Annotated in this window: 27 protein-coding genes, 1 tRNA gene and 1 riboswitch; of the genes, 3 read left to right on the top strand and 25 right to left on the bottom strand. The window is 51.2% G+C overall.

Annotation, left to right across the window (positions count from 1 at the left end):
* Positions 1-34: 34 nt before the first annotated feature.
* The 12 genes from ADH68_RS05630 to ADH68_RS05575 form a co-directional block, all read right to left on the bottom strand.
* The gene (locus tag ADH68_RS05630) at positions 35-625 is read right to left on the bottom strand and encodes a TatD family hydrolase (protein ID WP_068961662.1); all 591 of its coding nucleotides are present in this window, start codon (positions 623-625) and stop codon (positions 35-37) included.
* 5 nt (positions 626-630) lie between these two features.
* Positions 631-852, bottom strand: a complete 222-nt coding sequence (yidD, locus tag ADH68_RS05625; RefSeq protein ID WP_203415217.1) for a membrane protein insertion efficiency factor YidD — start codon at positions 850-852, stop codon at positions 631-633.
* Between the two features lie 28 nt (positions 853-880).
* Complete coding sequence (locus tag ADH68_RS05620; RefSeq protein ID WP_068961663.1) at positions 881-1,327, bottom strand: ribonuclease P protein component; 447 nt, start codon at positions 1,325-1,327, stop codon at positions 881-883.
* 18 nt (positions 1,328-1,345) lie between these two features.
* Positions 1,346-2,086, bottom strand: a complete 741-nt coding sequence (locus tag ADH68_RS05615) for a uroporphyrinogen-III synthase (protein WP_068961664.1) — start codon at positions 2,084-2,086, stop codon at positions 1,346-1,348.
* Positions 2,087-2,100: 14 nt separating this feature from the next.
* A complete protein-coding gene (locus ADH68_RS05610; protein WP_068961665.1) occupies positions 2,101-2,880 on the bottom strand; it encodes a DUF4271 domain-containing protein in 780 nt (259 codons plus the stop codon).
* 7 nt (positions 2,881-2,887) lie between these two features.
* Complete coding sequence (locus ADH68_RS05605; RefSeq protein WP_068961666.1) at positions 2,888-3,478, bottom strand: LOG family protein; 591 nt, start codon at positions 3,476-3,478, stop codon at positions 2,888-2,890.
* A gap of 11 nt (positions 3,479-3,489) precedes the next feature.
* A complete protein-coding gene (locus ADH68_RS05600) occupies positions 3,490-4,101 on the bottom strand; it encodes a riboflavin synthase (RefSeq protein WP_068961667.1) in 612 nt (203 codons plus the stop codon).
* A gap of 30 nt (positions 4,102-4,131) precedes the next feature.
* Complete coding sequence (locus ADH68_RS05595) at positions 4,132-5,340, bottom strand: glycosyltransferase (RefSeq protein WP_068961668.1); 1,209 nt, start codon at positions 5,338-5,340, stop codon at positions 4,132-4,134.
* A gap of 76 nt (positions 5,341-5,416) precedes the next feature.
* Positions 5,417-5,490, bottom strand: a tRNA-Pro gene (locus ADH68_RS05590).
* A 159-nt stretch (positions 5,491-5,649) separates the two neighbouring features.
* Positions 5,650-6,480: an SDR family oxidoreductase gene (locus ADH68_RS05585; protein WP_068961669.1), complete on the bottom strand. Its 831-nt coding sequence runs from the start codon at positions 6,478-6,480 to the stop codon at positions 5,650-5,652.
* Positions 6,477-7,643 carry a mannonate dehydratase gene (gene uxuA / locus ADH68_RS05580; protein WP_068961670.1) on the bottom strand — a complete coding sequence of 389 codons (1,167 nt, stop codon included), beginning with the start codon at positions 7,641-7,643 and terminating at the stop codon, positions 6,477-6,479. The genes ADH68_RS05585 and uxuA overlap by 4 nt, the downstream gene beginning before the upstream one ends.
* An 87-nt stretch (positions 7,644-7,730) precedes the next feature.
* Complete coding sequence (locus ADH68_RS05575; protein WP_088294785.1) at positions 7,731-8,228, bottom strand: hypothetical protein; 498 nt, start codon at positions 8,226-8,228, stop codon at positions 7,731-7,733.
* 140 nt (positions 8,229-8,368) lie between these two features.
* On the opposite strand from ADH68_RS05575, the gene ADH68_RS05570 reads away from it, so the two are divergent.
* Positions 8,369-9,883: a mechanosensitive ion channel family protein gene (locus ADH68_RS05570; RefSeq protein WP_157755871.1), complete on the top strand. Its 1,515-nt coding sequence runs from the start codon at positions 8,369-8,371 to the stop codon at positions 9,881-9,883.
* Here the strand turns inward: ADH68_RS05570 and ADH68_RS05565 are convergent.
* From ADH68_RS05565 to ADH68_RS05530, 8 genes are all read right to left on the bottom strand, one after another.
* Positions 9,804-10,478 (bottom strand): WbqC family protein, encoded by a 675-nt coding sequence (locus ADH68_RS05565; RefSeq protein ID WP_068961673.1) that lies wholly within the window; start codon positions 10,476-10,478, stop codon positions 9,804-9,806. The two genes, ADH68_RS05570 and ADH68_RS05565, sit on opposite strands and share 80 nt — an antisense overlap.
* Entirely contained in the window at positions 10,475-11,881 is a 1,407-nt protein-coding gene (lepB, locus tag ADH68_RS05560; protein WP_068962159.1) for a signal peptidase I, read from the bottom strand. Before lepB ends, ADH68_RS05565 begins: the two co-directional genes overlap by 4 nt.
* A gap of 94 nt (positions 11,882-11,975) precedes the next feature.
* The gene (locus ADH68_RS05555; protein WP_068961674.1) at positions 11,976-12,731 is read right to left on the bottom strand and encodes a 4-hydroxy-tetrahydrodipicolinate reductase; all 756 of its coding nucleotides are present in this window, start codon (positions 12,729-12,731) and stop codon (positions 11,976-11,978) included.
* A 161-nt stretch (positions 12,732-12,892) separates the two neighbouring features.
* Complete coding sequence (locus tag ADH68_RS05550) at positions 12,893-13,264, bottom strand: nucleotide pyrophosphohydrolase (RefSeq protein ID WP_068961675.1); 372 nt, start codon at positions 13,262-13,264, stop codon at positions 12,893-12,895.
* Complete coding sequence (gene dtd / locus ADH68_RS05545; protein ID WP_068961676.1) at positions 13,264-13,716, bottom strand: D-aminoacyl-tRNA deacylase; 453 nt, start codon at positions 13,714-13,716, stop codon at positions 13,264-13,266. Before dtd ends, ADH68_RS05550 begins: the two co-directional genes overlap by 1 nt.
* A 3-nt stretch (positions 13,717-13,719) precedes the next feature.
* Positions 13,720-14,670, bottom strand: coding sequence for a riboflavin biosynthesis protein RibF (ribF, locus tag ADH68_RS05540; protein WP_068961677.1), 951 nt, complete (start codon positions 14,668-14,670; stop codon positions 13,720-13,722).
* A gap of 87 nt (positions 14,671-14,757) precedes the next feature.
* Positions 14,758-15,441 carry a tetratricopeptide repeat protein gene (locus tag ADH68_RS05535; RefSeq protein WP_068961678.1) on the bottom strand — a complete coding sequence of 228 codons (684 nt, stop codon included), beginning with the start codon at positions 15,439-15,441 and terminating at the stop codon, positions 14,758-14,760.
* 214 nt (positions 15,442-15,655) lie between these two features.
* On the bottom strand, positions 15,656-16,876 hold the full coding sequence (locus ADH68_RS05530; protein WP_068961679.1) for a DUF418 domain-containing protein: 1,221 nt from the start codon (positions 16,874-16,876) through the stop codon (positions 15,656-15,658).
* 261 nt (positions 16,877-17,137) lie between these two features.
* Between ADH68_RS05530 and ADH68_RS05525 the strand changes: the two genes are divergently transcribed.
* The gene (locus ADH68_RS05525; RefSeq protein WP_068961680.1) at positions 17,138-18,499 is read left to right on the top strand and encodes an MATE family efflux transporter; all 1,362 of its coding nucleotides are present in this window, start codon (positions 17,138-17,140) and stop codon (positions 18,497-18,499) included.
* Between the two features lie 24 nt (positions 18,500-18,523).
* Here the strand turns inward: ADH68_RS05525 and ADH68_RS05520 are convergent, their stop codons facing one another.
* From ADH68_RS05520 to ADH68_RS05505, 4 genes are all read right to left on the bottom strand, one after another.
* The gene (locus tag ADH68_RS05520) at positions 18,524-19,291 is read right to left on the bottom strand and encodes a DUF3108 domain-containing protein (RefSeq protein ID WP_157755870.1); all 768 of its coding nucleotides are present in this window, start codon (positions 19,289-19,291) and stop codon (positions 18,524-18,526) included.
* A gap of 66 nt (positions 19,292-19,357) precedes the next feature.
* Positions 19,358-19,816 carry a YhcH/YjgK/YiaL family protein gene (locus ADH68_RS05515; protein ID WP_068961682.1) on the bottom strand — a complete coding sequence of 153 codons (459 nt, stop codon included), beginning with the start codon at positions 19,814-19,816 and terminating at the stop codon, positions 19,358-19,360.
* Between the two features lie 106 nt (positions 19,817-19,922).
* The gene (locus ADH68_RS05510; protein ID WP_068961683.1) at positions 19,923-20,546 is read right to left on the bottom strand and encodes a thymidine kinase; all 624 of its coding nucleotides are present in this window, start codon (positions 20,544-20,546) and stop codon (positions 19,923-19,925) included.
* Positions 20,547-20,678: 132 nt separating this feature from the next.
* Complete coding sequence (locus ADH68_RS05505) at positions 20,679-22,118, bottom strand: alpha-amylase family glycosyl hydrolase (RefSeq protein WP_068961684.1); 1,440 nt, start codon at positions 22,116-22,118, stop codon at positions 20,679-20,681.
* A 210-nt stretch (positions 22,119-22,328) separates the two neighbouring features.
* Between ADH68_RS05505 and ADH68_RS05500 the strand changes: the two genes are divergently transcribed.
* The gene (locus ADH68_RS05500; protein WP_068961685.1) at positions 22,329-24,326 is read left to right on the top strand and encodes a glycoside hydrolase family 97 protein; all 1,998 of its coding nucleotides are present in this window, start codon (positions 22,329-22,331) and stop codon (positions 24,324-24,326) included.
* Positions 24,327-24,545: 219 nt separating this feature from the next.
* Here the strand turns inward: ADH68_RS05500 and ADH68_RS05495 are convergent, their stop codons facing one another.
* Complete coding sequence (locus ADH68_RS05495; RefSeq protein WP_154955890.1) at positions 24,546-25,625, bottom strand: uroporphyrinogen decarboxylase/cobalamine-independent methonine synthase family protein; 1,080 nt, start codon at positions 25,623-25,625, stop codon at positions 24,546-24,548.
* Between the two features lie 228 nt (positions 25,626-25,853).
* Positions 25,854-26,065: riboswitch (cobalamin riboswitch) on the bottom strand.
* Positions 26,066-26,131: the final 66 nt, after the last annotated feature.

Genomic DNA, 26,131 nt, shown 5'->3' with positions numbered 1-26,131 from the left:
GTAATTTACACTTGAACGCAAATATACTAAATTTCTATGAAATTTTTAAGCTGAGAATTTTTGAAGGGAGTGCCGGATCGAGGGTAGGGAGCATGGCTGCAATCTCGGTTATATCCATATCGGAGTCATCAGTCTCTGCCAGCAATCTTTCTGATGGTATGATTTTAGCTGATTCTTGATTGAAATGTTTGCCTAATGAGAGGTAGAATCCGTGGCGCAACAGTTCGGCAGCTTGTTGAGGTTTGCCTCGGAAGCCGTGGATTATCCATGGCTTCCGAGGCTTAAACCTGTGTTTGAGCGCTATGATTTCAGGGAATGCCCTCACTATGTGCAATACAAGGGGTTTGTGTAGTTCCTCGCTGAGGGCTATGTGGTGTATCAGCAGTTCTGTCTGTCGTTCGATTGGCGCGCCGCGAAGTTTATCGAGACCGGTCTCACCTATTGCCTTTACGCAGTCGAGCCGTGCGTCGGCATCCAGCCGTCGCAGTTCCATGTCAGTTACATTGGCGCAGTTCCATGGATGTATTCCTACCGAGTATATTGCTCCTTGTCGAGGTATGAATCCCGGTTCTGCGTTTATCATAGCGTCGATGGCATCGGGATTGTGTGTATGGAAGTCAAACATGCTTTTTAAGGTACCGGATCATATCCGCTCCCTCCCCATGGATGGCATCTCGACAGCCGTCGTAGTGTGAGCCACATGCCGCGCAGTGGGCCGTGGCGTTGTATGGCCTCAATGGCATATTGGCTGCATGTCGGGGTGAAGCGGCACGACGGAGGGAAATGTGGGGAGATGGCCGCGCGGTAAAATTGTATCGGTAATATCAGCAACCGGACTGTCAATCGCTTTATCATACGGGAGGGTATGGGGTTGCTACTATTACTGCACCTTGTCGCGAGTGCTGTTGTCTGTTTCTGAGTCATAACCGTCCGGAAGTACCGATTTGGCAATGCGTCTAAGGCTCTTTATCATCGCGTGGCTCACTCGGCGGAAGTCGGTATGTCTGTCGGCCACATATGCAAAGGCTATGTCTACGGGCATGTCAATGGCTTCGCCGAGATGCCGACGATTGAGACGATAGGCCTCGCGGATGAGCCTTCTCATGGCAACGCGGTCCACGGCGTGGCGAAGGCGCTTTTTGGGCACGCTTATCATAAACTGTGCTCCACCGCTGCGTGCCTGATTGTGGCGCCATACAACGCGCAGGGGAAAAAACAGCGCGGCCTGCCCTCCTCCTTGACGGGAAAAGAGCAGGTCGATGGCTGTGTCCGAGCAGAGCTTCTCGCGCTTGTACAGTCGAAAAGTGTGCTGTGATATATTTACCATATCGCTGGACGATATAGTTTAATTGTGCTCTTTCAGAAATGCATCGAGAGCGGCGGTCATTGACGGAGCTTTCTGTGTGGGGGCTTCCATGTCCAGACGCAGACCGGCGTTACGTACAGCCTGGGCTGTTGTTGCTCCGAAGCAGCCTATCTGTATGTCGTTCTGATGGAATTCCGGGAAGTTCTTGAGCAGTGAGTCAATACCCATCGGGCTGAAGAACAGGAGCATATCGTAGTCAAATGGCTCGCCGGGCTGAAAGTCGTTGCTTACAGTGCGGTACATCACGGCCTTGGTATAGTTGATGTTGTTGCGGTCGAGGATGTTGGCTGCATCATTGTGTACATCGCTGACTGCATAGAGATAACGCTCTTTATTATGCTTGAGAAGCGATGGCAACAGGTCGTCGAGTTTACCGGTAGTCACGAAGAAAATCTTACGCTTGCGGTATACGATATACTTTTGCAGATAATTGGCAATGGCCTCGGTTGTGCAGAAATACTTCAGTGTGTCGGGTACACTGTAACGCATCTCTTCACATAGACGGAAGAAATGATCAACAGCCGTGCGGGCTGTGAATATGACTGCAGTAAAGTCTGACAGATTTATGCGCGACTGGCGAAATTCCTTCGCCGTAAGTCCCTCAACCTTGATGAATGGACGGAATTCGATTTCCACACCATATTTCTCCGCGATCTCGTAATAAGGGGATTTTTCAGAGGCAGGCTTTGGCTGCGACACCAGTACTTTCTTTACTTTCACTATGTTAGGAGACTTTAACTCAGAAAATTACAACAAATAGAAGATATCCCTCTGTATACTAAAATCAAAGGAATAATTTCCACGCTGCAAAGGTACAAAATAAAATATGTCAATGAGAAGAAATTGTGGTAAAAAATCCTAAAACCTTTGCAGATAAACACAATCCGGGCCAGGATGTATAGGCACACCGATACGGTAATAAGACCTTCAGATGCCGACGGATAGAAAAGAGATATAAGGGTAGGCACGAGCAGGGCGAAGCCCAAAAGGGTCTGGGTGGAGTTGAAGCCCTGAATCCACTGTATGCACAGCAGACGCGATGTGAATGCATAGCCGACTATTCTGTATACGACAATCTGTGCTACATAGTAAAGGCACGTGATGAGTGTGCCTATTGCAGCAGCAGCAGCCAACCCTCCGGAGGTAAATGTGTATCCGTGACTGGTCATCCATGTGACTCCGAGCAGAGATTCGCACACACATACCTGCACAATCAAGGCTATCATTATGCGGGTCTCGTTGACAGTATGCTCGTCAAACAGATTGGTTCGTACGCGTATGCTCCATACATTTTTCACAAGGCGCCTGAAGAATCGTCCGTAATGGCGAGCGTTGAATATTACGAGCAGCATCATCGCTATCACCATGCAAAGTACTCCGGAGTTGTATCCCGGCAGTTCCGGACGGTCTGTGGCGGCAAGTCCGGTAGTGTATCCTACGCTGTCTTGCGTAAGTCCGCTTATCCACAGTTCGGTGGGCGCGTCGTCCGGATGGGAGTACTGCTGGAATTGCATCGTATGGTCAGAATTTTCCTTGTGTATAGTCGTCGGTGATTATATCGGCAGGAGCGAGAGCCATATCTACAGCTTCTTCTGCCGATGAGGCCACACGCCAGAGTCGGGCCGGAGCGCCGGGGCGCATGAAATGCTCTTCATCCACATGCGCCAGGAACTCGAGCAACTTGTCGTAGAATCCCATGACGTTGCATATCACCATGGGGCCTGTATATAATTCGAGCTGGCGCCATGTGATTATTTCGAACATCTCTTCAAATGTGCCGATACCTCCAGGCAGTGCGATTGCTCCGCGCGACATGCGGGCCATGGTATGCTTGCGTTCGTGCATGTCGGCTGTGCGGATTGTTTCAGTAAGGGCCGGATGATTCCATCCGCGGTCGAGCATGAACGATGGCAACACGCCTATTGATGTGCCTCCGGCCTCAATGGCACCTTCGGTTGTAGCCGCCATTAGTCCCATGCGGCCTCCGCCGTTGATTACCGGCACACCGCGCAGAGCGAGCTGTCTTCCCACCTCGCGCGCGCAGTCGTAGTAGGCCTTGGCAAGCCTGTCGGACGATGCGCAATATACCGCTATACCTTTATGTGTTGTCATATTGCAATCTGTCAATTGTCTTTTACTTCCATCAGTCGGCTTAGGTATTTGCCTATTATGTCGAATTCGAGATTTACTCGGGTTCCTTTCTTTATACGGCAGAAATTGGTATGCTCCATGGTGTAGGGTATTATGGCTACCTCAAACGAGTCAATCTGCGAGTTGCATACGGTAAGGCTTACTCCGTTTACTGTCACCGAGCCTTTCTCTACTGTCACATATCCGCGACGGGCCATCTCGGGCGCTACATTGTAGTCGAAACGGAAGTAGGTGCTGCCATCGACTTCGCGCAGTTCGGCGCATATTGCGGTGCAGTCTACATGGCCTTGTACGATATGTCCGTCGAGACGTCCGTTCATCACCATTGAGCGCTCCACATTTACCAGGTCGCCTTCCCGGAGGTCGCCGAGATTGCTTCGTTCGAGTGTCTCCTGTATGGCTGTGACAGTGTATGTGCCGTCGCCGGGTAGAGCTACAACGGTAAGACACACACCATTGTGCGACACCGACTGGTCGATACGCAGTTCGTCGGTAAAGGAACATTCAAGGGTAAGATGTACGTTGCCGCCATCGCGTTTTACCGCCACTACTTTGGCGGCTTCTTCTACTATTCCGGAAAACATATTTTTTATTTTTGTAGTTGGAGAGTGAATTTACAGTATGGATTTATATATGGAGAGGAGGCGTGCGTAATAGGTCTCGGGGTTGAACCGTGATATGGCGTCGCGACGTATCTGTTCATGATTCCAGGGACCATACACTGCTGCGTCTATTGCCGCCGCCAGTGCCTTGGAATCCCCCGGGGTGAAGGTCAGGCCGTTGTTGTCGTCAATCAGTTCGGGTATTCCGCCGATTTCGGCTCCCACTACCGGGGTACCTGCGCATAATGACTCGATTATGCCCAGCGGATTGTTTTCATACCATTCTGACGGGAGCACCGAGCACGCGGCTTCCCCGAGCAGTTTTGCCACACCGTCACTGTCGAGTTGTCCGAGGAAAGTGATTTGCGGCCAGCTGTCGTACTTGGCTTTTAGTTTGCCATAAAGCGGTCCGCTCCCGGCTATGCGGAGTTCATGTTGCAGCATTGTCGCGGCTTCGAGCAGCGTTTCCACACCTTTCTCTTCCGACAGGCGTCCGACATAGCAGTAGTATTTTCCACGTTGTCCGGTGGGGGGAGCCGGTATGGCGGGGATAAAGTTGTTGAGAGTGTATAGTTTTTCTACCGGATATTTTCCCAATTCCATTTCGTGGGCCATGAATGCGCTTGGGCATATAAAAGCGTCAGTATCACGGCTCAGCATACGTCGGCGCCAGCGCAATGACTCAATCCATGCCAAAATGCTTGCCACCCCCGAGGATTTCATGCATCGGGTATGGAGTACACATGTCTTGAAGCGTGACGAGTGGCAGCGGTCGCATACTTTGCCTCCTGAAAGTCTGCTGTAGGAGGGGCATAGCAGTTTGTAGTCGTGGAGAGTCCACACTACCTTTATCCCTAGGGCATGGGCGATTGATGCAAGTGCCGGCGACAGGTATGAATGTATGTTGCTGAGATGAACTATCTCAGGCCGAAAATCATTGAGCAGCGCTGTGAAACAGCTTGCCACATCGTCGGAGCCGAGCATACGGCGTACTGCTCTCAATTTCTGAGTAAGACTGCCTGAAAATGATACTTCTGTAGGGAAATAGTCCTCCCAGTCGGCGGATTCGTTAAGCGGATAGCGCATCGCGAACACCGCGACCTCATGTCCGGCGCTACGGAGCATATGCTCAAGATTGAGCGTATATACGCAGTCGCCTCCCCTGCGGTAATAGAATTTGTTTACCACCAGCACACGTGGCAGCCTTTTGCTCTCGTTCATGGCCGCAAAAATAATGAAAAATACCGAAATGCAAAAACGGTGCAATCCAACAGATTGCACCGTTTTTGTAATACTGTCGGGGTGACAGGATTCGAACCTGCGACCACCTGGTCCCAAACCAGGTGCGCTACCGGACTGCGCTACGCCCCGAAAGGTTTTGCAAAGTTAGCATCTTTTGCCGAGAGTTTAAAAATTTTGGAAGAAATTTTCTCACGAAAATATTTCCGGACGTCATTCCCCGTTTAAATAATCTTGTACCATGGTTAAACACTATGTTTCCGACAAAAGATGCTAAGTTTGCAAATATCATCACATGGCGAAGGCATTGAATCCTCCATCCACGATGGCAACTGTGCCGGTGACGAACCGCGAGGCCTCCGACATGAGATAGTGGATTGTGCCGCATAGCTCTTCAGCTTCTCCCATGCGCCCGAATGGTGTCTGGCGTATAACGTCGCGTCCGCGCTCTGTATAGCTTCCGTCGGGATTGGTAAGTAGCGACCGGTTCTGCTCTGTGATGAAGAATCCCGGCGCTATCGCATTGACGCGTATCCCTTCGCCGAATTTTTTTGCGCATTCGGTGGCAAGATAGGCTGTGAAATTGGAAATACCGGCCTTGGCTGCCGCATATCCGCATACTCGGGTCAGCGGACGGAATGCGGCCATTGACGAGAAGTTGATGATGACTCCTTTGCTCTGCTCTACCATGGGCTTAAGGAATACCTGTGTCGGGATTACCGTGCCGGTAAGGTTGAGGTCGAGCACTCTCCGGAATTGCGAAGGGTCAAGATCGAAAAAAGTCTTGTCGGGGTTTATTACCGCTCCGGGCATATTGCCTCCGGCTGCATTGAGCAGTGTGTCGACACGTCCGTAGTTCTCTATGATATATTGGAGGTTATTTTCAAGGACTTCGCGCTCCATTACATCGGTCTTAAGGAACTCGATGCTTCCTGAGGCTTTTTCTGCGGCTATGGCCTCACGGGTATCAGCCACTATTTCAGCTCCTGTGCTTTCTTTGCGGCCAAGTATTATCACATATGCGCCGTTGAGGGCGAGATATCGGGCGATAGCGCGTCCAAGCACACCTGTGCCTCCTGTGATTACAGTGACGTTGCCCTTTATGTCAAACAGATTTGTCATGATTTTTGATTTTCAGTGTCGATTGTAGCCATGATACCGCTTATCATGCCAAGGGCAAGCATGCGTCCATGGAATGAATATCCTGCATTGTAGCCCATCTTTTCATCGCCAAGCATGAGCGGCGCGTGGTCGACGCGCATGGGTACGTCGGGATTCAGGCGGCTGAATGTGCGTATTACCTCAATCAGGCGCGGGTCGAGATGGGATGATTCCTTGAAGTCGCCGTCGGGCATTACCTGGCATATGCGGAAATGGGCGAAGTGGGTACGACCGGCGTATTTCTCCGCAAGAAGGCATACATCGTTGTGTATTCCGGCCGAGAGCGAGCCTGCACAGAAAGTAAGGCCGTTGTGACGGTCGGGCACAGCATCAAGAAGCCAGCGGATATCCTCATCGCATGTCACTATGCGAGGCAGTCCGAGCACAGGCTTGGGGGGGTCGTCGGGATGCACACACATGTTGATGCCATATTCGTCGCATACGGGCATTATAGCTTCGAGGAAATACTTCATGTTGGCACGCAGATGCTCCTTGTCGATGCCCTCATAGAGTTTCAGCAAATCGCGGAATTTGCCGACGGGGTCGAAGTCGGCCTCCGAAAAGTTGCCGCTTACAAATCCCTGGGTCTTGATTATTATATTTTCGATAAGCTGTTGCTCTTTTTCGGGAGTTAGGCGGCCCATAGCCTCCATGCGATTTATTACATCGGTAGGGTAGTCATTGCGAGCGCCTTCGCGTTGCAGTATATTTATGTCGAAATATGCGAACTCGGCATTGTTAAAATAGAGATTTGAGGTGCCGTCGGGATTAGGGTACTCCAGATCGGTACGCGCCCAGTCGAGTATAGGCATAAAATTGTAGCACACAGTGCGCACACCCTCCTTGCCGAGATTGCGCAAACTCTCCTTATAGATTTCTATCTGTAGGTCGCGGTCAGGCCCTCCGTATTTGATGGTCTCGGTGACGGGCAAAGACTCTACAACGCTCCATCGCAGTCCGCGACTTTCAATAAATTCACGCATTTCACGTATGGCCTCGCGGCTCCATACCTGTCCGAGCGGCACACTGTGTAATGCTGTTACAATACCCTCTACTCCAATCTGTCGTAGCATTTCGAGGGTAATGGGGTCATTAGGACCAAACCAGCGCCATGTTTTTTCCATATCTTCTTCTATTAATCGTTTAACCGATGAGCCATCCTGGCTTTTTCTTACGATGACTTCTGAGTTGCAAATATAGCAATAATGGGATTATTGGGCAAGAATACGCGTCATGACTACTCCCGGCACTATTGCGAGCGACATAGCTGCCTCACGGCTGAGCGACTGGCTACGGTAGTGGATATGAAGTGGACGACCCGACGGACGCAGGCAGTCAAGATAAGCTATAGCTTTTACCGGTTCTTCAAGTATGGCTCCGGAGCCTGGAGTTATGCGCTCTTCTATGGAAATGTCGGTTCCTTTTATATTTACAGCAAGGCTTACGGCCCCGGTATCGGTAATAGTGCGGCCAAATCCTTTGCGTGACACTACTACTCTCATGTCATCGAGTACCTCAAGACTTACCTCTGGCTGTACGTGCATGTCGCTGCTGTCTGTTGTAGAAAATATGTCGCATGCGTATAGGTATGTCATGACCGGCGATGCCGTAGCCGGACGTATGACGGCGGCGAGCACGGCTGCGGCTACAATAAACAGCATCACGCATATTTCAGTCGCGCCGATGGCAATCCACAGTAGGGTGTGCATATATTGTTTGCAGTTTTGTTGTTCTATCCGGTAGCAGGGCAATGATGTCTGGCCTACTTCATTTTCAAAGGTACAAACTTTATGGAACTTATTTATAACGGGGATTGTTAAAAATAAGTCAATATCCTATGCCCACAGTTATGCTGATAAATCTTATTCCCGCCCATTCGTTGGCCAGATGGCTGATGTCGGTTGTCGACTCTGTGCTCGAGGCTCTTGGTATAGAGAAGTCAAGCACTCTTGAAGAGATAATATATACGATTGTCATACTTGGTGTGGCCATATTGCTGGGATGGATGGCGCGGAAGATAACCGTGCTGCTCGTAAACCAGTGGATGAGTCACTACAAGTCGCCTTTTATCGAGGATATGGTCAGGCTCAAGGTTGTGAGCCGTACGAGTCATATCATACCGCCGCTTGTATTTCTTGCGCTGGTGCCGGTCGCCTTCGAGACAGACCCGCATACTCTGGCACGTATCGAAGCTATAGTGATAATATATTTCATGATGGTGCTCGGATGGTCGATATGCTCTCTGCTGGAAATAATATGGATGGCCTACGACCGCCACGACAATACCAAGAATCTTCCGCTGAAGGGTATTCTTAATGTCGGCAAGGGGCTTGTGTGGATAGTGATTGCAATAATCATAGTATCGATAATTCTTGATAAGTCGCCTCTGGCTCTTCTTACCGGACTTGGTGCGTTTGCCGCAGCTCTTATGCTTATATTCCGCGACTCGATACTCGGGTTTGTGGCCGGCATACAGCTGTCGACCAATGATATGCTACATGTCGGTGACTGGATAGCAGTGCCGAAGACCATAGCCAACGGTATAGTGACTGATGTGTCGCTCACAGCCGTTAAGATACGCAACTGGGACAATACCACAGTAACGATGCCGCCTTACACACTGGTACAGGACGGGTTTCAGAACTGGACTCAGATGCAGAAACGAGGACGCCGACAGATTGAACGCTCGGTCTACATTGACGTTACATCAGTAGGCCCTGCCACGCCAGAACTTATCGAGGAATGTCGAAAGATGCCTTATATGGGCGAGTACATCGCCGAGATGCAGAAACTTGCGTCCGAAGGCAAGCCCACTGCGGTAGTCGGCGACGGGGTTCCTGTAAATGGTTCGCTTGATACAAATCTAGGTCTTTTCCGTGCATACATAGGTCTGTATGTGAATCATCATCCATGGGTAGCTCAGGGGGGGCCGATATGCATGGTGCGGTTGCTTGAGCATACGGCCCAGGGGATACCTTTGCAACTGTTCTGTTATCTCAACACAGTCGATTGGGTAAAGTACGAAGGCATATCAAGCGATATTTTCGAACATATCATTGCCGCGGCCCCGGTATTCGGCTTGTCGGCCTACAGCTCGCCTACAGGGCGCGACGTGGTCAATATAGCCAATCCTAATCCTAAGGCGATGCCTTACTACGGCGACAGGCCGCTATCGTCACTCCCGTATAATCCGACGACTAATTTCATGGTGCCGCCCAACACCTCGGGCGACCCGGGCTATACATTCTCGACTGTCACAGTATATCCCTCCGATATTCCGAAGGCTACCGGAGAGACTCCGGTAATGCCCGGTATGGTGGAAGACCACCCCTCAGATACAGCGCCGACTCCGGCCCGAGATTGAATATCAGGTCGAGTATCGACAATCCGTCGGTAAATCCGAAACGGTCGGCCCACAACTGATAATATGGCGGCATATTTTCTGCCGTATTTCCGAGTCTTATGGCATCGGACGGCATATTTTCGCGGTTCTCGATGAGTACATGACTTCGGTAGTCGATACCGAGGGCATCGAGGCAGAAGCGGTGTATGCCCATGTCAAGGTCGACCAGTCGCTTAATCTCGCCGATGAACCATTGACGCAACTCGTCGGCATAATATTCGAAAAACGGCGTGCGGCCATAGGCGGCCTCAAGCGCGCCCCAATGTACATGCCACCAGTCGCCGTGGGTACTTACCATGACGTCGGATATACGTGTCGAGTGCCATTCCTGCGGTTTCTGCAGAGGCACGGTGAGTCGCTGTATTCCGTTGGGTCCTTCAATCGTGCAACGGTGGAGCGACTTCTCGCGCTTATTGTATTTGGCTGATGCGTCGATTATGACATGTCCGTATCGCGCCATTGCAGCATACATGGCCACATTGCCGCAATAGGCCGGTGGCACGATTGCCGTACGCTCCGGGTATATCACCAACGGAGAGTGAGCAGTCTTATTCACTTGTCGGGATTGGCTGTGCGGAATATTCTGTTCCATCGTATTTTTCCATCGAACAGGCCTTTGTCCTTGTCAAATGACACGAGCACTCTCCATGGCTTGCCCACGATATGGTCCTCGGGCACGAAACCCCAGAAGCGGGAGTCGGAAGAGTTGTCGCGGTTGTCGCCCATCATGAAATAATAGTCCATGGCGAATGTATAGGTGTCGGCCGGCTTTCCGTCGATATATACCGTGTTGTCTTTCAGATACGAGTCGGTATGACCTTCATAATTGCGTATGACACGCTCGTATACGGGCCATGTCGAGGCATCCAGATGTATTGAGGCCCCCTTCTTGGGTATCCATATTTCTCCGTAGTCGCTTACAGTCCAGCCGTGGTCGATATTTTCCGGGAAGAGGCGTACGGGATATGACGGCGCTTTGATTATGCGGGCGAGGTCGGGGTTGGCCTTCAGTTTGTCGATCATTTCACGGGTAAGGGGAGAGACATATATAGGTGGTACCTTTCCGTCGGGCGCGATATAGAATCCGTTGAGTTCTACTGCCGACATATCGGCTGCCGACAGTTCCATCGTATAGCGGTCGGCCGCGCTTACACCGAGTTCCTCCCAGTCGCGGTCTGTAAGTCCGCCGTTGCGGAACTGGTACAGATAGTTGTACTGCACATACTCAGGGTCGTCAAGCTGCTCTCCGTTGATATATATGGTGTCATTTACAATCTTGAGGCGTTCGCCTGGAAGACCGATGGCACGTTTCACGTAATTCTGACGGCGGTCGACCGGTATATGGATTACATCGCCGAATACATCCTTGTTGGTATGCACGGCATTGCGTCCGTACTGGGCCACGAGGTCGTAGTATGTCTGGGCCGATTCCATGAATTTGGTTGTGACGGTATCACCCTTGGGGAAGTTGAAAACAACGATATCACCTCTTTCGACTTGTCCGAGACCTCTCAGGCGTCGATACTTCCACGATGGCCATTCGGTGTAGCTCTTTGTGTCGATTATCGGCATGCGGTTCTGCACCAGCGGGAAGTGTATCGGCGTCATCGGCACTCGGGGCCCGTAGGCCATCTTGTTGACCCAAAGGTAGTCGCCTACGAGTAGAGTCTTTTCAAGCGAAGATGAGGGTATGGCGTAGTTCTGTCCTACAAAAGTGAATATAAAGTATACGAGAATGAGGGCGTATACAATGGCGTCGACCCAGCTCATGACTGTGCGTACAGCCGCCGATTTGCTTTTCTTCCACCATGTGAACGGGATAAATCCGGTGATGTATATGTCAAACAGCAGCGGAAGGAATATAAGTACCCACCAGCTGCCGAGCCATGCGACCCAGGCTATGAATATTATGGCTACTATGGCGAATCGAATCCAGCGGGTTGTACGGGTGGCTCTGATACGTTCGCGAAGGTCTTCGCCGAATGAGCGCTTTGCTGCGGTATTGTTGTCGGCCATTTGTGTTTCGGGGGGATGGATGTGGATTGTCTGTGTATTATTTTACTATGTCGAGCAGGGCAGGACGTGCTATCAGAGAGTGCATCATCTCGTCCATTGTGAGCCAGCCGCTGCGGCCTTCGGTCCACTCGGCGGCTATTACGGCGCCAAGAGCGAATCCTTCGCGCGAATGGGCGCAGTGTTCGATGGTTATAGTGTCTACGCGGCTGTCCCAGCGTATGATGTGTGTGCCTGGCACCTCTCCTTCGCGCTTGTGGTCTATAAGCATCTCGCTTTCGGAGGCTCGCGCCGGTTCTTCGGTCCATCCTTTTATGCGTGAGTCGGCGCCGATGATGCCTTCGGCCAGAGTGATGGCTGTGCCGCTGGGATGGTCAAGTTTGTGTATATGATGTATCTCCTCCATTGAGGGTGTATACTGGGGGAATCCCTCCATGATAGATGCGAGATACTTGTTGACAGCGAAGAATATGTTTACACCGAGCGAGAAATTGGATGTCCAGAACAGGGTTCCGTCTCCGTTGTCGCACATCTGCTTTATCTCCGTCATCTGAGCGCCCCAGCCGGTAGTGCCTGATACAACAGGTACTCCCTTGGAGAAAGCTCGCCGATAGTTGGCCACAGCTGTAGCGGGCGTGGTGAATTCGATGGCCACTTCGGCCTTTGCAAATTCCGGTGATTCGAAATCATCCTGATTGTCGGCATCGATGCGGCACACAATCTCATGGCCTCTTTCGATGGCTATTTTTTCAATGGCACGGCCCATTTTGCCGTATCCTATAAGTGCTATCTTCATTTATATGGTGTATTTGTAGTTTGTCCCGCAGAAATGGAGATTGCATGCGGAAGCCGTACAAAAATACTCAAATTCATCAGCATATGCAAATTGTTGATAAATGCTTACTATATTTTGAATACTTTATAACAATATAACAATCTGCCGGGAGATAGATACAACTATTCTGCCAGATGTTCGTGGCGGTGACGGTCGCGGGCTGTCTTTTTGGCGATGTTGCGGGCAAAGGCATCTGTGAGGTCTACGCCGGTCTGATTGGCGATTGCCGCCACTACCCACAGCACATCGGCAAGTTCATCGGCAAGGGCGTCGGGATTCTCTCCCGGTTTGAACGACTGGTCGCCGTAACGGCGCGCCATTATGCGGGCCACTTCGCCTACTTCTTCAGTGAGGACAGCCATATTGGTCAGCGGCGAGAAATAGCGTACGCCGATACCTGTAATCCACTTGTCTACCTGCTCCTGGAGTCCGCGCAGTGTAGTGTCTTCATTGGCATTGCCGGAAGGAGGTGTGTTATTGTTGTTGACAGACATTATTCTTTCAGTTTAGAGTCGATTATGATTGTTACAGGGCCGTCGTTGACAAGCTCTACCTGCATGTCGGCGCCGAATACTCCGCGCAGGGTGGGGCGACCGAGCAGGCGTGCTGTCTCGTCGCAGTAGAGCTCGTATAGGGGTACAGCCGTGTCGTGGCCTGCCGCACGTATGTAGCTCGGTCGGTTGCCTTTGCGAGTGGATGCGGTAAGTGTAAACTGGCTTACGGCAAGTATCTTTCCACCGGCATCGGCAATCGATCGGTTCATTACACCGTCGTCATCGTTGAAGATGCGCAGACCGGCAGTCTTGGATGCGAGCCAGATGGCGTCGTCGCTGGTATCCTCTTTCTCGACTCCTACGAGTACCATGAGGCCTGCTCCGATAGATGAGTGGACCGAGCCGTCGATAGTCACTGATGCGCGCTTTACGCGCTGTATTACAATTCTCATATGCTACAAGGAAGAGGTAATCATGTTTTTTGTTTCTGAAAGCGCCATTACTGCGGCTGCATCTTCGGCAAGCCGGCTGCGTAATGCGTCGAGCGACGGAAATTTGTGTTCCGGGCGCATGTAGCGCAGGAAGTCGACTGCCACAGTTGTTCCGTATATGTCTCCGTCGAAACCAAGTATGTGGGCTTCGATTGAAATCGGAGCCAAAGGTGTGTCAACACTCGGACGGTGGCCGATATTTAGCATCGCGGGGTATGTCGTGCTGTCGGCGAGGGTCACGGCTGCGGCATAGACGCCGTTGGCCGGGATGAGGCATTCTTCGTCGAGCGGCTCGATGTTGGCGGTCGGAAATCCGATTTTGCGCCCGAGTTCCTTTCCGTGGACCACACGACCGATAATCCTGTAGGGTGCGCCTAATATACGGGCGGCCTTTTCGGGCCGTCCTTTTAGCAGCAGTTCGCGTGCTTCCGACGAGCATACTCTGCAATAGCCGTCAACTGTCAGCTCGGAGGCTCCGATAATTCTGACCCCGGTCTCTTCTCCGATAGCCCGGTAGGTGTCGAGTCCCCTCGGTCGGTCATGCCCGAACGAATTGTTGAATCCCATCAGCAACGCTTCCACCGAATAGCTGGTGTGGAGCATCTCCATAAACTCGCGTGCCGACATCATGCGCATCTTCTCGTTGAAGTCGAGCAGAATCACATCCTCTGCTCCGGCCGACATTATGGCTTTGGCCCGTTGTCGCGGCGACATAAGCATGGGCGGTGCGTCGGCAGGGGTAATGTTCCGGCGAGGGTGGGATGTGAAAGTCACAACAGTCGGTATGAGTCCGGCTACGTGTGCTTCCTCAGTCAGTTGTGACAGGAGAGCCCTGTGGCCAAGATGCACACCGTCGAATGTTCCGATTGTGGCCATCCGACGGTGTGTGTGGTCATATGGTGCTGTGATGAGCATTTGGGTGGTAGATTCTGAAAAATGCAGTGCGGGTGTGTCATGACCAAAGTAATGACACACCCGCGCCGTGTTAGTTATGGATGAGGCTTATTCGCCGGCCTGATATTTGGCGCGGGCTATGTATTTGTCAATGTCAAGACGATAAGCATTGCCATAGTTGGGGTATTTGGCTTTGATGGCTTCAAGAACCTTGAGCTCTGCCTTGTAATCTTTCTGCTCGCGGAGCACGGTCGCTTTCTTGAGCATGAAGAGGGGTGTGTAGAGCTGGTTGTCGTCGCTCTGCGAGATTGCTTTGTCGTAAGACTTGAGAGCTTCGGGATATTTCTGGAGGTTGACGTAGCAGTCGCCTTCGAGCGAGTATGCGGCAGCGCCTACGATGGCTTCCTTGGCATCATAGTTTTTCAGCTGGTCAAGAGCCTGCTGGTATTCGCCCTTCTGGAAGAGGAGTGTAGCGGCCATGAGGGTGGCGCGGTTGCCGGCGTCGTAGCCGTATTCGTTGGCAACCTGCTGGTACTGTGCCAGAGCGAGCGAGTCGTTGCCCTGCGCGAGTGTAAAGTCGGCCTGTCCGACAGCTTCGTCGGCGCTCTTTATACCGGGGTTGCGTACTGCAAAGATATATACAAGTACAATTACGGCAATAGCCGAGAGGGCAATCATGCCCCACATGATGTACTTCTGACTCAATGTTACTTTATCTTTCAGCTCCTGATTGTCGCGGTTTACTTCGTCAAGGGCTGTGGGTTGGGGGATGTTTTGGTCTTTTTCAGCCATTTTATTGTAAATTTTTATTGTTTCCTTGATTTGGAGATTAATGTTTCTTATGTTGCGTTTTGTCGCAAATCCCGTTCGTATAATTGGGAAAACATGGACTTTAAGGCCGATTATTAGCCTCTACTCCACATTATCGCGCAAAGATAACTTAAAATCCCTTTTCCCGCAAATACTTCATTCAAAAAACTCCGAGGGTTGAGGAATGTGGTTGTCATTATGCTGGGCGCGGAGTCGGAGTGGCTCGGAACGGAAATTCAATCCATGTGGCACGTTTCCACATGTATTCGAGTGGCCCGTGTGAGTGGCTGCGTGCCCATGCCAGGCATATTGCGTATTGCAGGGCGAATATGGCTATGCCGACAAGCAGGCTTCCGGTGATTCCTACGCGCAGATATAGCCCCCAGTGGTAGAAGAGCGCCGAGCCGATGATGCCTTGTGTCACATAGTTGGTCATGCTCATTCTTCCATACGGTATCAGCCGGGCGAGTATGTTGCTTAGCCTTGTCGTGCAATAGTATGCCTGTAGTATGCCGCTCACGAGTATTACCATGAAGCTGAGATTGGCGAGCGAGGAGAGTAGTATCCCCATCGGTTTCAGGATATCGGGACGCGTGATGTATTCGGGAACCATGGCATTGAGTCCGCGCAAAGGGAAGAAGCATATAAGGGCTATGGCAAGAGCACGTCGCCATAATGGCTGGGATTCGCGGCCAAACCATCCGCGTCGGCCTATGAGCATGCCGGCCATAAAAAGTCCGGCAGTCTGGAATATTCGACCGTGATCCCATGCCCATGCGAGCGAAGCCAGTTGGCCCTCCCACAGGTTGACCTTTACTGTCTCGAGGAATCCTGCACTGCTTTGTGCGGCGAATGTCGCACTCCAGAATGCCGATGTGTTTATCGCTGTTATTGTATACTCCGGGTCGGATATGGCGCGCATTATCTGCCACAGGCACACCGGCTGCAGCATGCATATGGCCGACAGGGTAATAATCCATCGGTCGGACAGACGACAGGTGGCTACGAGCACGAAGCCTACAAGTGCATACATCACCAGCACTTCGGCGGTAAAGAATGCGGCATTGAGCTGACCAATCAGCAGCAGAAGAACCAGTCGCCAGCAGAATCTCAGCCGGAAGTCGGAGCCTCGCATACGCTGGTTGTCGTGCTGGATAAAAAAGCTGAATCCGAACAGCAGGGCGAATATGGCATATGCTTTTCCTCCGAAAGTAAAAAACAGGCCGTCCCATATTGAGCGGTCGGCGAATGTGAGCCATGCGCTCTGGCCCTCGGTGTCTGGAAACGAGTAGAAATTGAAATGCTCGATAGAGTGTAGCAGGATGATTGCAAGCACTGCGAATCCTCGGAGCACATCGGCTACGTCGACTCGTGCGTGACGTTTTGTTACGGTTGTGTTTACGGTATTGATTTCCATGACCTCAAAGTTATCACTTTTTCATATCACAACCAAATCATGGCGGTATGTCAGGAGGTGTATCCATGTCGGAGATAGCCGATTGCGGTGCGGCATGAGCATGCTCGTGGAAAAAGCGTAACTTTGCACTATGAAAACAGTTGTTTTAGGATTATGTCTGACGGGATGACCGAACGGCCCTTAAACCGACAGATACAGCCTGTCATTCCAACATTTTCTGTAACTTTGCAAAGTTTTATAGCATAAGATAAAGAGGCTCAAATGAATCAGGTTAAGAATTTTTGGAAAAACTATAAAGATTATTACGGCTCGATAATACGCCTGGGTATACCGATACTGATAGGGCAGCTTGGCATGATTGTCGTGGCGTTTGCCGACAATATAATGGTAGGACGCTATTCGACCGAGGCCCTTGCATCGGCATCGTTTGTCAACAATGTATTTAATGTGGCTAACTTTGCCTGCATGGGGTTCACATATGGCCTTACTCCGCTTATCGGCGCACTGTTCACCCAGAAACGTTTCGACACTATCGGTGCGATGATACGCACCGGTGTATGGCTCAATATCGCGTTCACTCTGCTTGTGACGGCCGTGATGACTCTTGTATGGCTTAACCTCGACCGCATGGGCCAGCCCGAGGAACTTCTGCCGCTGATACGTCCGTACTATCTGATAGTACTGGCCGGTCTGCTCCCTATATCGTTATTCAATGTGTTCGCCCAATGGCTCTTCGCCATCAACCGTACGCGTCTGCCGATGTGGATTGTCTTGGGCGCAAATGCTGTGAATATCCTTGGCAACTATGTGTTTATCTACGGCAACTGGGGTATGCCCGAACTCGGACTTATGGGAGCGGGAGTAAGCACCCTTACGGCGCGCATAATATGTCCGCTTACCGTAATCGCCATATTCTGTTTCAGAAAAGAGTTCAGCGAATATTTCCGAGGATTCCGCCATGGGAGAATGACACGCCGCATGGCTCTTCAGGTCAACCGTACGTCGTGGCCGGTATCCATGCAGATGACATTCGAATCGGGCTCATTTACATTTGCAGCGGTGATGGCCGGATGGCTGGGTGCGATATCGCTTGCGGCATTTCAGATTATTGTCATAACCGGTACTCTCGGTTTCTGCATCTACTATAGCATGGGTAACGCCGTTTCGGTGCTGGTGGCCAATGCCTCCGGACTGAGCGACAGGCGCGAGATGCGCAGGGTTGCGTTTGCCGGCTACCATATAATACTTACGCTTGCCACCATATCCTCGCTTATATTCATATTTTTCGAGCGCGATATGATACATGCCTTTACCGAGGATATAAGGGTGATAGAGGCTACGGTGGCCTTGATAGTGCCTTTGGTCATGTATCAGCTGGGCGACGCCACTCAGATTAATTTCGCCAACGCTCTGCGCGGCACATCTCATGTGATGCCCATGATATGGATTGCTTTCGTAAGCTATGTTGTCGTAGGCGTTCCTGTAACCTATCTTATGGGATTTCCGCTTGGACTCGGCACTTATGGCATTATCATGAGTTTCTCTGTAAGCCTGTTTCTTGCGGCGGCGCTGTTTCTTTATTTCTTCCTGCGCTCTACCCGCAAGGAATTAGAGCATGTTTAAGAGCTTGTTTAATAATAAATGCTCTTATTCCGGCCCTCCGGTGTACAGGGCCTGGACTTTGCCGAGTGGCAGTTTGCCCTCGACTTTCAGAGGTATGCGCTGGGCATCGGTAGATATCCAGGTGTACATGGTCTCTCCGGTGGGCTTCCCTTTGTGGGTGAAAGAGAATGTAAGGTAATATGCGTCCCATTGGCGTCCCTTGATTTTCACCCTCTGTGTGCCTCGGTAGGTCACTGTTATCTGTTCCACATTCTTTCCGGAGAAAAGGCTGGCATGAATCTGAGAGCCTACGCTCATCGCGGGATAGTCGAACTGTCGCAGGTAATAGAATATTGACAGCATGTCGAATGTCGGGCCCGTAGCGTACAGTGTAGTATCAAAACGCATCACCGGGCCATCGTTTTTCTGTCGCACGCGTGTCGCATGTCCTGTCACCTCGTTGCCTACGCGGGAATATCTGACTACATCGCGATTGTATGTGCCCCCTTCGTGTGTTATCTTACGGTATACCTGAGGGAGGCATCCTGATTTCTGAATCCTCACCTGAAGGGTATCGCGCACACGAAACACCTTGTCGGCCCACGGAAGTGTCGAAGCTGCGAGCTGCGCGCGATAGTCGGAGCCGTCGCTGCGCAGTGACAGGGTGGCCGAGGCGGCATCTTTGTTGATCAGTCCCCATTTGTACAGCACGATGTAGTTGAGGTCTTCGTCGGGAAGGTCGAAAGCGTTTGCCGGCGATGTGACAGCAACAGCCAGTAATAGAGCGAACAACAAGTGTTTAATGCGTGTCATGAGGTCTGAATGTGTTTTGTATGCACCGGCAGAAGCCGGCGCATACATTGATGAGTAAGAATCGAGTTATTTGCCTACCCGCACTTTCACTACATACTTGCGGTGGCGTCCCTCGCCGATATTCGGGGCGTGGGCATCCTCGGGATATAATATCATGAACTGTCCCGGTAGCATCGGCACAAGACATTGCGGTTTGTCGGCGACAAGGAGGCAGTCATTTTCGCTGTCATATTCTTGTACGGTGTCATGACAGGCCGACAGTGGCGACCAACCCATAAGTTCGGGTGTGTCGATTGATACCTGGATATCAATCCAGTCGCGATGGGCTTCCATCAGGGCCTTTTCGGCCGGTTTCAGGTCTACTTCCTGGCAGTTGACCACAATGTCGCCGTCGGCAAGAACTGTTTTCTTTCCGGCTTCAAAGCCGGGCATTCCGATATTGGCCTTTACCCATGCAAGAGCGTCGGCGATAGCCGGCGACAGGGTGTCGTAGCGGAATGTATCGGTAAGATTTCCTATTACCATTGTCAGAGGGTATTATTTGATTAAAACAATTCAGTCATATATAGGGTTGACTCGAGGATAGTGCTATGGTTTAAAATCGGTGTGTTGATATGTTGCCGATGTCGTTTCATAGAAGAGGCAACGCATGGCGTGCGGCCTGTTCGATACGGTTGTTGCGCCAGCACTTGCGGCATACCGCTATGTATCGGTCGTCACCTCCGATTTCGAGTTGTTGGCCTTCTGTCACGAAGTCGCCGTTGGAGTCTATGCGCGCGTTTACTATTGTCTTGCGTCCGCAGGAGCATGTGCTCTTTATCTCGTCGATAGAGTCGGCGATTTCAAACAGGCGTCGCGAGCCTTCGAATAGGTGGGTGCGGAAGTCCGTGCGGAGTCCGTAGCATATCACGTTGCTTCCATAATCGTCGACTACGCGCGCGAGCTGGTCGACCTGATCGGCCGACAGGAACTGTGCTTCATCGATAAGTATCCAGTCGATTACAGCTCCGGCCTGTCCGAACAGGTCGCGAATCATCACATACAAGTCGGTATCGGCATATATCCAGCTGCATTTACGCTCTATGCCGATACGTGATCGTATCACATTGTCTTTCTCGCGGGTGTCGACTACGGGCTTCATGCATACGTAGGTCATCTTTCGCTCTTCGAAGTTGTATGCCTGAGTAAGGAGCAGGGCTGTTTTGGCCGAGCCCATCGTGCCGTATCGGAAATATAGTTTGCCTTTGCGGTCCATGGTTATCTTTGATGCATGTGTGTTTCAGCACAGAGCGCCGCCATACATGCGTTTCAGGGTTAGGATTGTGCCCTCAAAGATAGTGAATCCGCAGCAAAGAGTGGGTATCCGCGTTATGATTTTTCCGCAATATTATCGCGATACATATATGTGATATTCCCCGGGACTGAGTGTTGTCGGGAATTCATCTGTTCTGCCTGTGAAGAAGTTGACCGCAGTGATGTCTTTAGCCGGCGCCTCGCCGGTATACTTCACTTCGGCATCTGACTTCCCGAGGTTGGCGAATACGTATATTGTGGCTCCTCCGTCATCCTTGCGGCTGAAAACATATATGTCGTCGCTCGCGGTAGGATAGCGCTTCATATCGGCTCCGGATGACCCGGCTCTGAGGGCGGGATGTGTATGTTTCAGATGATTGAGTTTCTGGTAGAATTCGAAGTAGTCGTTGCGAGGCGTCCATGTCGGCGGCATATCCTTTTCGAAGAACTCCAGCGCGCGGTTGAGTCCGGTTTCCTGTCCGGTGTATATTAGCGGCATCCCCGGGAGTGTATAAGTAAGCACGGCCATCGCACGTGTGAGATTGCCGAGGCGCTCGAATTCTGTGCCTTCCCACGAGTTGAGGTCGTGGTTGGTAATCATATTCATCATGTATGTGCCTGCCGGGTACTCTATCGACTGCTTTGCCAGCAGTGTGTCGATATCGATGGCGTGTTTCTCCGGGTAGATTACCGAGCTGCTGTCGGGACGCCTGTAGGTGTTCTGTCCTGAGGTTGCCGCTATGGCGTTGAAAAGATCTTTCATCGGCCAGTTGTAGCCCATGTCGAAGGCATTCTTTTGCAGTTCGGGTTTGCTTGCCTCTGCGAGCATGAATATATCGGGCTTCACGGTCTCGAGTTGCTTGCGGGTATCGTCCCAAAAGTCGGTCGGAACCTCTCCGGCTACGTCACATCTGAATCCGTCGATATCGGCCTCGCGCAGCCAGAATGCCATCGCATCGGACATAGCCTTGCGCATCTCACTGTTAGTGTAGTCGAGCTTGTATACGTCGGTCCAGTCGTAAGGCGATACTAATTCTCCGTCTTCATCGTGCACATACCAGTCGGGATGTTCCGCAACCCATCTGTTGTCGCATCCGGTATGGTTGGGCACCCAGTCGATTATCACTTTGAATCCCATTTCATGGGCTTTGCTTACCATTGCCTTGAAATCGTCCATTGTACCGAATTCCGGATTGAAAGCCTTATAGTCGGCCACTGCATAGTAGCTGCCGAGCGTGCCCTTGCGCTCTTTTTCGGATATGGGGTGTACGGGCATGAACCATAATATGTCGGCACCGAGTTCTTTAAGCCGGGGGAGATGCCGGGCAAAAGCCCCGACAGTGCCTTCCGGGGTGTATTGGCGCAGGTTTACCTCGTAGATTACTGCATTTTCCGACCATTCGGGGTGGACTACTGTTGTGGCCGTGCTGTCGGCGATATGAGCCTTTGAGTTCTTACTGCCGCGGGAGGTGCATGCGGCTGCCAGACATGCCGCCGCTCCGGCGACAATGGTAAACAATATAAGTTTTCTCATGACCATATATAGCTTGATGAATGGACTTGGATGGAGGCCGGTGAGATACCGTCATACACATCATCGGCCTTGTTTCGCAAAAATAGATTATTATTGTCTAAATGCCAAATTTTTCGCAACGAATGATGATTGCGCGAATGAAACTATTGTGTACCTTTGTATGAGCCTGTTAGACATGCTCGGATATCACAATAACAATATCAATAACCGATGAGAAACGAAATACTTATTGTAGCAGTACTTGGCATTGCCGCTGCCGGATGCTCTAAATCAGTGCCGGTCGTGCAGTCGCCCGACGGGCGTATTGCGGTCACTCTTGACAGAAACGATTCCTCGCTCAGCTATCGGGTCGATGTCGACGGCCATCCGCTGATTCTTCCATCCGGTTTGGGATTTGTTGCCGACGGCCTTGTCTCTGCCCCTGACGCCCGTATGTCGCTTGCTTTCGCCGAAGCCGACACTGTGTGGCATCAGCCATGGGGCGAGAACAAAGAGATACGAGACCATTACAACGAGATGGCGATGACACTTGCCGACTCTGCGCTTACCATGACCCTTCGCGTGCGTGCGTTTGATGACGGTGTTGCTTTCCGCTATGAGTGGGATGCCTCGGGACGCGACTCAATAACGGTTATGGACGAACTCACCGAGTTTGCATTTGCCGAGGAGGCCACCACATGGTCGATACCTGCCGATTTTGATTCATATGAAAAAAATTACCGAGTACTGCCGGTCGACAGCGTTCCCGACGCCAATACTCCGTTTACCTTTATGACCGACTCCTCGGGGATATTCGGCTCTATACATGAAGCCGCACTATATGACTTCCCCGAGATGACTCTCCGCCGCGACACTGCGTCGGCTCGCACGTTGCGTGCGTCGCTTGCGCCTATGCCCGACGGAGTGAAGGCTGTCACCCCGTCACGGTTTACGACCCCGTGGCGTACGATACAGATTGGCCGCAAGGCTACCGACCTAATCAATTCGTCCATGATACTTAACCTCAACGAGCCGTGCCGGATTGACGACATATCATGGATAAAACCGCAGAAATATATCGGAGTGTGGTGGGGTATGCATCTCGGTACACAGACCTGGACCATGGGACCGCGCCACGGTGCCACAACGGCCAATGCCATACTACACATTGACTTTGCCAAGGCCAACGATATACAGGGTGTACTCTTCGAGGGCTGGAATGAAGGTTGGGAGAACTGGGGCGGTAACCAGCATTTCGACTATATAAAAGCCTATGCCGACTTCGACATCGACTCCATAGCACGCTATGCAGCAGCCAATGGCATAGAACTTTGGGCCCACAATGAGACAGGCGGCAATATTCCGGAATATGAGGCTGTACTCGACAGCGCTTTCGCCTACTATCAGTCGCTCGGGATACACACAGTTAAGACCGGCTATGCCGGCGGATTCAAGGGTGGATATTACCATCACTCCCAGTATGGTGTGCGCCACTATCAGAAAGTGGTGGAGACTGCCGCGCGATATCATCTGATGATAGATGCCCACGAGCCTATAAAGGAGACCGGCATACGCCGCACATGGCCCAATATGATGACCCGTGAGGGTGCCCGCGGCATGGAATGGAACGCTTGGTCGGAGGGGAACAGTGCCGACTACCTGTGCATACTTCCTTTTGTGCGTCTGCTTTCCGGTCCGATGGACTATACTCCCGGAATATTTGACATAAACTACAACCGCGCCAAGGCCGACAAGGGGCGTCTGGAGTGGAACGGCCCCAATGCCGACTGCTGTATAAAGACTACAATTGCGCGTCAGATAGCCAACTGGGTGATTATATACTCGCCGCTGCAGATGGCATCCGACCTTATCGAGAATTACGACGGTCAGCCCGGCTTCAAGTTCTTCCGCGACTTCAATGCCGATTGCGACTGGTCGGAAGCTCTGATGGGCGAAATAGGCCGGTATATAGTGGTGGCGCGCCGTGCCGGCGAAAGCTACTTCATTGGTGCCGGTACCGACAGCGAGGCCCGTACACTTGAGCTTCCCCTCACTTTCCTCCCCGAGGGCAAGACATATACAGCCGACATATATGCCGACGACATCGAGTCGGGCGACCCGTCACGACTGGCTATCTCGTCGCGCACGTTGACATCAGCCGACACGCTGACCATACAGATGGCTCCGACGGGCGGACAGGCCGTGATCCTTGTCCCTGTAAGAAATTAGAACTTAGTCTGAATTATATAGAGCAGCCCTGCCGGGTATACGTATCGTATGCCGCGGCAGGGCTGCTTCATTATAAATCGCTGAAAAGAGTCTTGTTGTTATAGCGCGATTTATGACAATTATTAAGGAAAAATTATGACTCCTCCGTCGCCACAAATCCGTCATCACGACGGACTTGTGGCGGCATGTAGGAGTTGCAGACAATAAAGAAAAATATCTTCACATATGGCTCTCTGTATTATGCTGAACTATTGCATGCTGCCGGAATATCTCAGTCACAATGCTGTTGAGCCGATCTACTTTAGTCCATTGTGTTTCGGGGGAGGGTAGAAGCGATGCTGGATTGTTCATGCCGCATCGGAAAGAGATGCCGGGATAGGTAGAGCCCCGGTATAGCGATGCCTCGTTGAGATTGGTTTCTATGAATTGCGACGGATTATCCGGTGTATCGAACGGCGATACAATGCCCAGCATCACTTTTTTACCATCCGGCATATACCGGAGTATGGAATAGTCGTTATCCGAGTCTACATTGAGGTCGAGGTAAAACATATCCGCGTTGCTTTCCGCAAAAAGACGCGGTGCGATAAAGCTGTAGTCGACCCGGCGGTAGCGCGGTGAGTCGTAGCTGCCACGGCATACATAGTGTGCAATGGTCATGTCGGAGGGGAGTCCGTCTATGGAGTCATTGTTGATGTCAATCAGTAGTGATATGTATCTTTCGATATCGGTTCCGCCTTGTAGCAGACTTTTAATGCCTCCAGCATACATCATCGGCTCCCATGTGCAGTCATCAAACTGCACGAACCGGCATCCTTCGGAATATAGGCCCAAGAGTATTTTTCTGTAAGCGCGTGCTATATCTCGACATAGCTCCTCCGGATTGCTGTAGATTGATTTCCAGATATTGTCATCCAGAATTTTTGCCAGGAAATGCGACGGCGCAGGCATTGTCTGCTTGATTGTATAGCCTTTTGGGGTGATATCCCTCAGCGCCTTGAATTCCACGATTGCCGGATGTATGTCTGTTGCTTCGATTCTTCCCGTAAGGCGTAGCAGAGTGGTCATGGCCGGATATTCCTGATATATGTGTCCCGACCCGATTACAGTCTCTTCCATACCGGTGAGACCTTTGAAGAAGGAATTATCCCATTCTTTACGGTGTATGTGGCCGTCGGTGAGTATCTTCAGTCCGGAGGCTATCTGAGCCTTTACGATTTTGTCGGGCGAAGTGCCCTGAGGTGCTGCAAAACTGCCGATGGTATCAAACATCAAGGCAGCAAAAAAATCACTTAGCATTTGTCAATACTTTTACACGTTGAGATTGAATGTGACGTGAAAAAGAACTGAAGTGAAGCCGTAAACAGAGGATTGTCGGAGATAAAATATGCGACAGCCTCATCGCCGTCCCCGCATTGGAGGGGCGGACAACAGAAAAGGCGGAGTCGCGTTTCAGACTCCCTGACAATGCCTGATGATTATGGCCGGTTGCTGTGTTCACTTCAAAATCTAATCCGCGAGATTGTTGAAATAATATTGGCATGGCAGGTCTCCTGGCTTGTCCCCGTTGCGGTTGGCCTTCTCAACACCATGATTCATAGTGGCAGTGTCAATGGCTTTGTGTGCCGCAACGTTGCATAGGACTTACAGTAGCGGGTCTGCTCCGGATTTTCACCGGCTTCCCTTTTAATCGGCCATAATGATACATCATGATCCGAACCAATGCGGATGCAAAGATACGGAATTTTTCAAAATTGCCGGCGATATGCAGGAAAAGTTTCTTGGATGTTTCTTGGAGGGAGAAA

Origin of the sequence: Muribaculum intestinale (assembly GCF_002201515.1) — a bacterium.
GTDB lineage: Bacteria > Bacteroidota > Bacteroidia > Bacteroidales > Muribaculaceae > Muribaculum > Muribaculum intestinale.
This window is presented reverse-complemented; position numbering and strand designations above follow the sequence as displayed.

Excerpts from the sequence above, each read along its gene's own strand:
- ADH68_RS05630 (WP_068961662.1), bottom strand. The coding sequence starts at position 625 with ATGTTTGACTTCCATACACACAATCCCGATGCCATCGACGCTATGATA.
- ADH68_RS05620 (WP_068961663.1), bottom strand. The coding sequence starts at position 1,327 with ATGGTAAATATATCACAGCACACTTTTCGACTGTACAAGCGCGAGAAG.
- ADH68_RS05610 (WP_068961665.1), bottom strand. The coding sequence starts at position 2,880 with ATGCAATTCCAGCAGTACTCCCATCCGGACGACGCGCCCACCGAACTG.
- ADH68_RS05605 (WP_068961666.1), bottom strand. The coding sequence starts at position 3,478 with ATGACAACACATAAAGGTATAGCGGTATATTGCGCATCGTCCGACAGG.
- ADH68_RS05600 (WP_068961667.1), bottom strand. The coding sequence starts at position 4,101 with ATGTTTTCCGGAATAGTAGAAGAAGCCGCCAAAGTAGTGGCGGTAAAA.
- ADH68_RS05595 (WP_068961668.1), bottom strand. The coding sequence starts at position 5,340 with ATGAACGAGAGCAAAAGGCTGCCACGTGTGCTGGTGGTAAACAAATTC.
- ADH68_RS05585 (WP_068961669.1), bottom strand. The coding sequence starts at position 6,480 with ATGACAAATCTGTTTGACATAAAGGGCAACGTCACTGTAATCACAGGA.
- uxuA (WP_068961670.1), bottom strand. The coding sequence starts at position 7,643 with ATGGAAAAAACATGGCGCTGGTTTGGTCCTAATGACCCCATTACCCTC.
- ADH68_RS05575 (WP_088294785.1), bottom strand. The coding sequence starts at position 8,228 with ATGCACACCCTACTGTGGATTGCCATCGGCGCGACTGAAATATGCGTG.
- ADH68_RS05570 (WP_157755871.1), top strand. The coding sequence starts at position 8,369 with ATGCTGATAAATCTTATTCCCGCCCATTCGTTGGCCAGATGGCTGATG.
- ADH68_RS05555 (WP_068961674.1), bottom strand. The coding sequence starts at position 12,731 with ATGAAGATAGCACTTATAGGATACGGCAAAATGGGCCGTGCCATTGAA.
- ADH68_RS05550 (WP_068961675.1), bottom strand. The coding sequence starts at position 13,264 with ATGTCTGTCAACAACAATAACACACCTCCTTCCGGCAATGCCAATGAA.
- dtd (WP_068961676.1), bottom strand. The coding sequence starts at position 13,716 with ATGAGAATTGTAATACAGCGCGTAAAGCGCGCATCAGTGACTATCGAC.
- ribF (WP_068961677.1), bottom strand. The coding sequence starts at position 14,670 with ATGCTCATCACAGCACCATATGACCACACACACCGTCGGATGGCCACA.
- ADH68_RS05535 (WP_068961678.1), bottom strand. The coding sequence starts at position 15,441 with ATGGCTGAAAAAGACCAAAACATCCCCCAACCCACAGCCCTTGACGAA.
- ADH68_RS05530 (WP_068961679.1), bottom strand. The coding sequence starts at position 16,876 with ATGGAAATCAATACCGTAAACACAACCGTAACAAAACGTCACGCACGA.
- ADH68_RS05525 (WP_068961680.1), top strand. The coding sequence starts at position 17,138 with ATGAATCAGGTTAAGAATTTTTGGAAAAACTATAAAGATTATTACGGC.
- ADH68_RS05520 (WP_157755870.1), bottom strand. The coding sequence starts at position 19,291 with ATGACACGCATTAAACACTTGTTGTTCGCTCTATTACTGGCTGTTGCT.
- ADH68_RS05515 (WP_068961682.1), bottom strand. The coding sequence starts at position 19,816 with ATGGTAATAGGAAATCTTACCGATACATTCCGCTACGACACCCTGTCG.
- ADH68_RS05510 (WP_068961683.1), bottom strand. The coding sequence starts at position 20,546 with ATGGACCGCAAAGGCAAACTATATTTCCGATACGGCACGATGGGCTCG.
- ADH68_RS05505 (WP_068961684.1), bottom strand. The coding sequence starts at position 22,118 with ATGAGAAAACTTATATTGTTTACCATTGTCGCCGGAGCGGCGGCATGT.
- ADH68_RS05500 (WP_068961685.1), top strand. The coding sequence starts at position 22,329 with ATGAGAAACGAAATACTTATTGTAGCAGTACTTGGCATTGCCGCTGCC.
- ADH68_RS05495 (WP_154955890.1), bottom strand. The coding sequence starts at position 25,625 with ATGCTAAGTGATTTTTTTGCTGCCTTGATGTTTGATACCATCGGCAGT.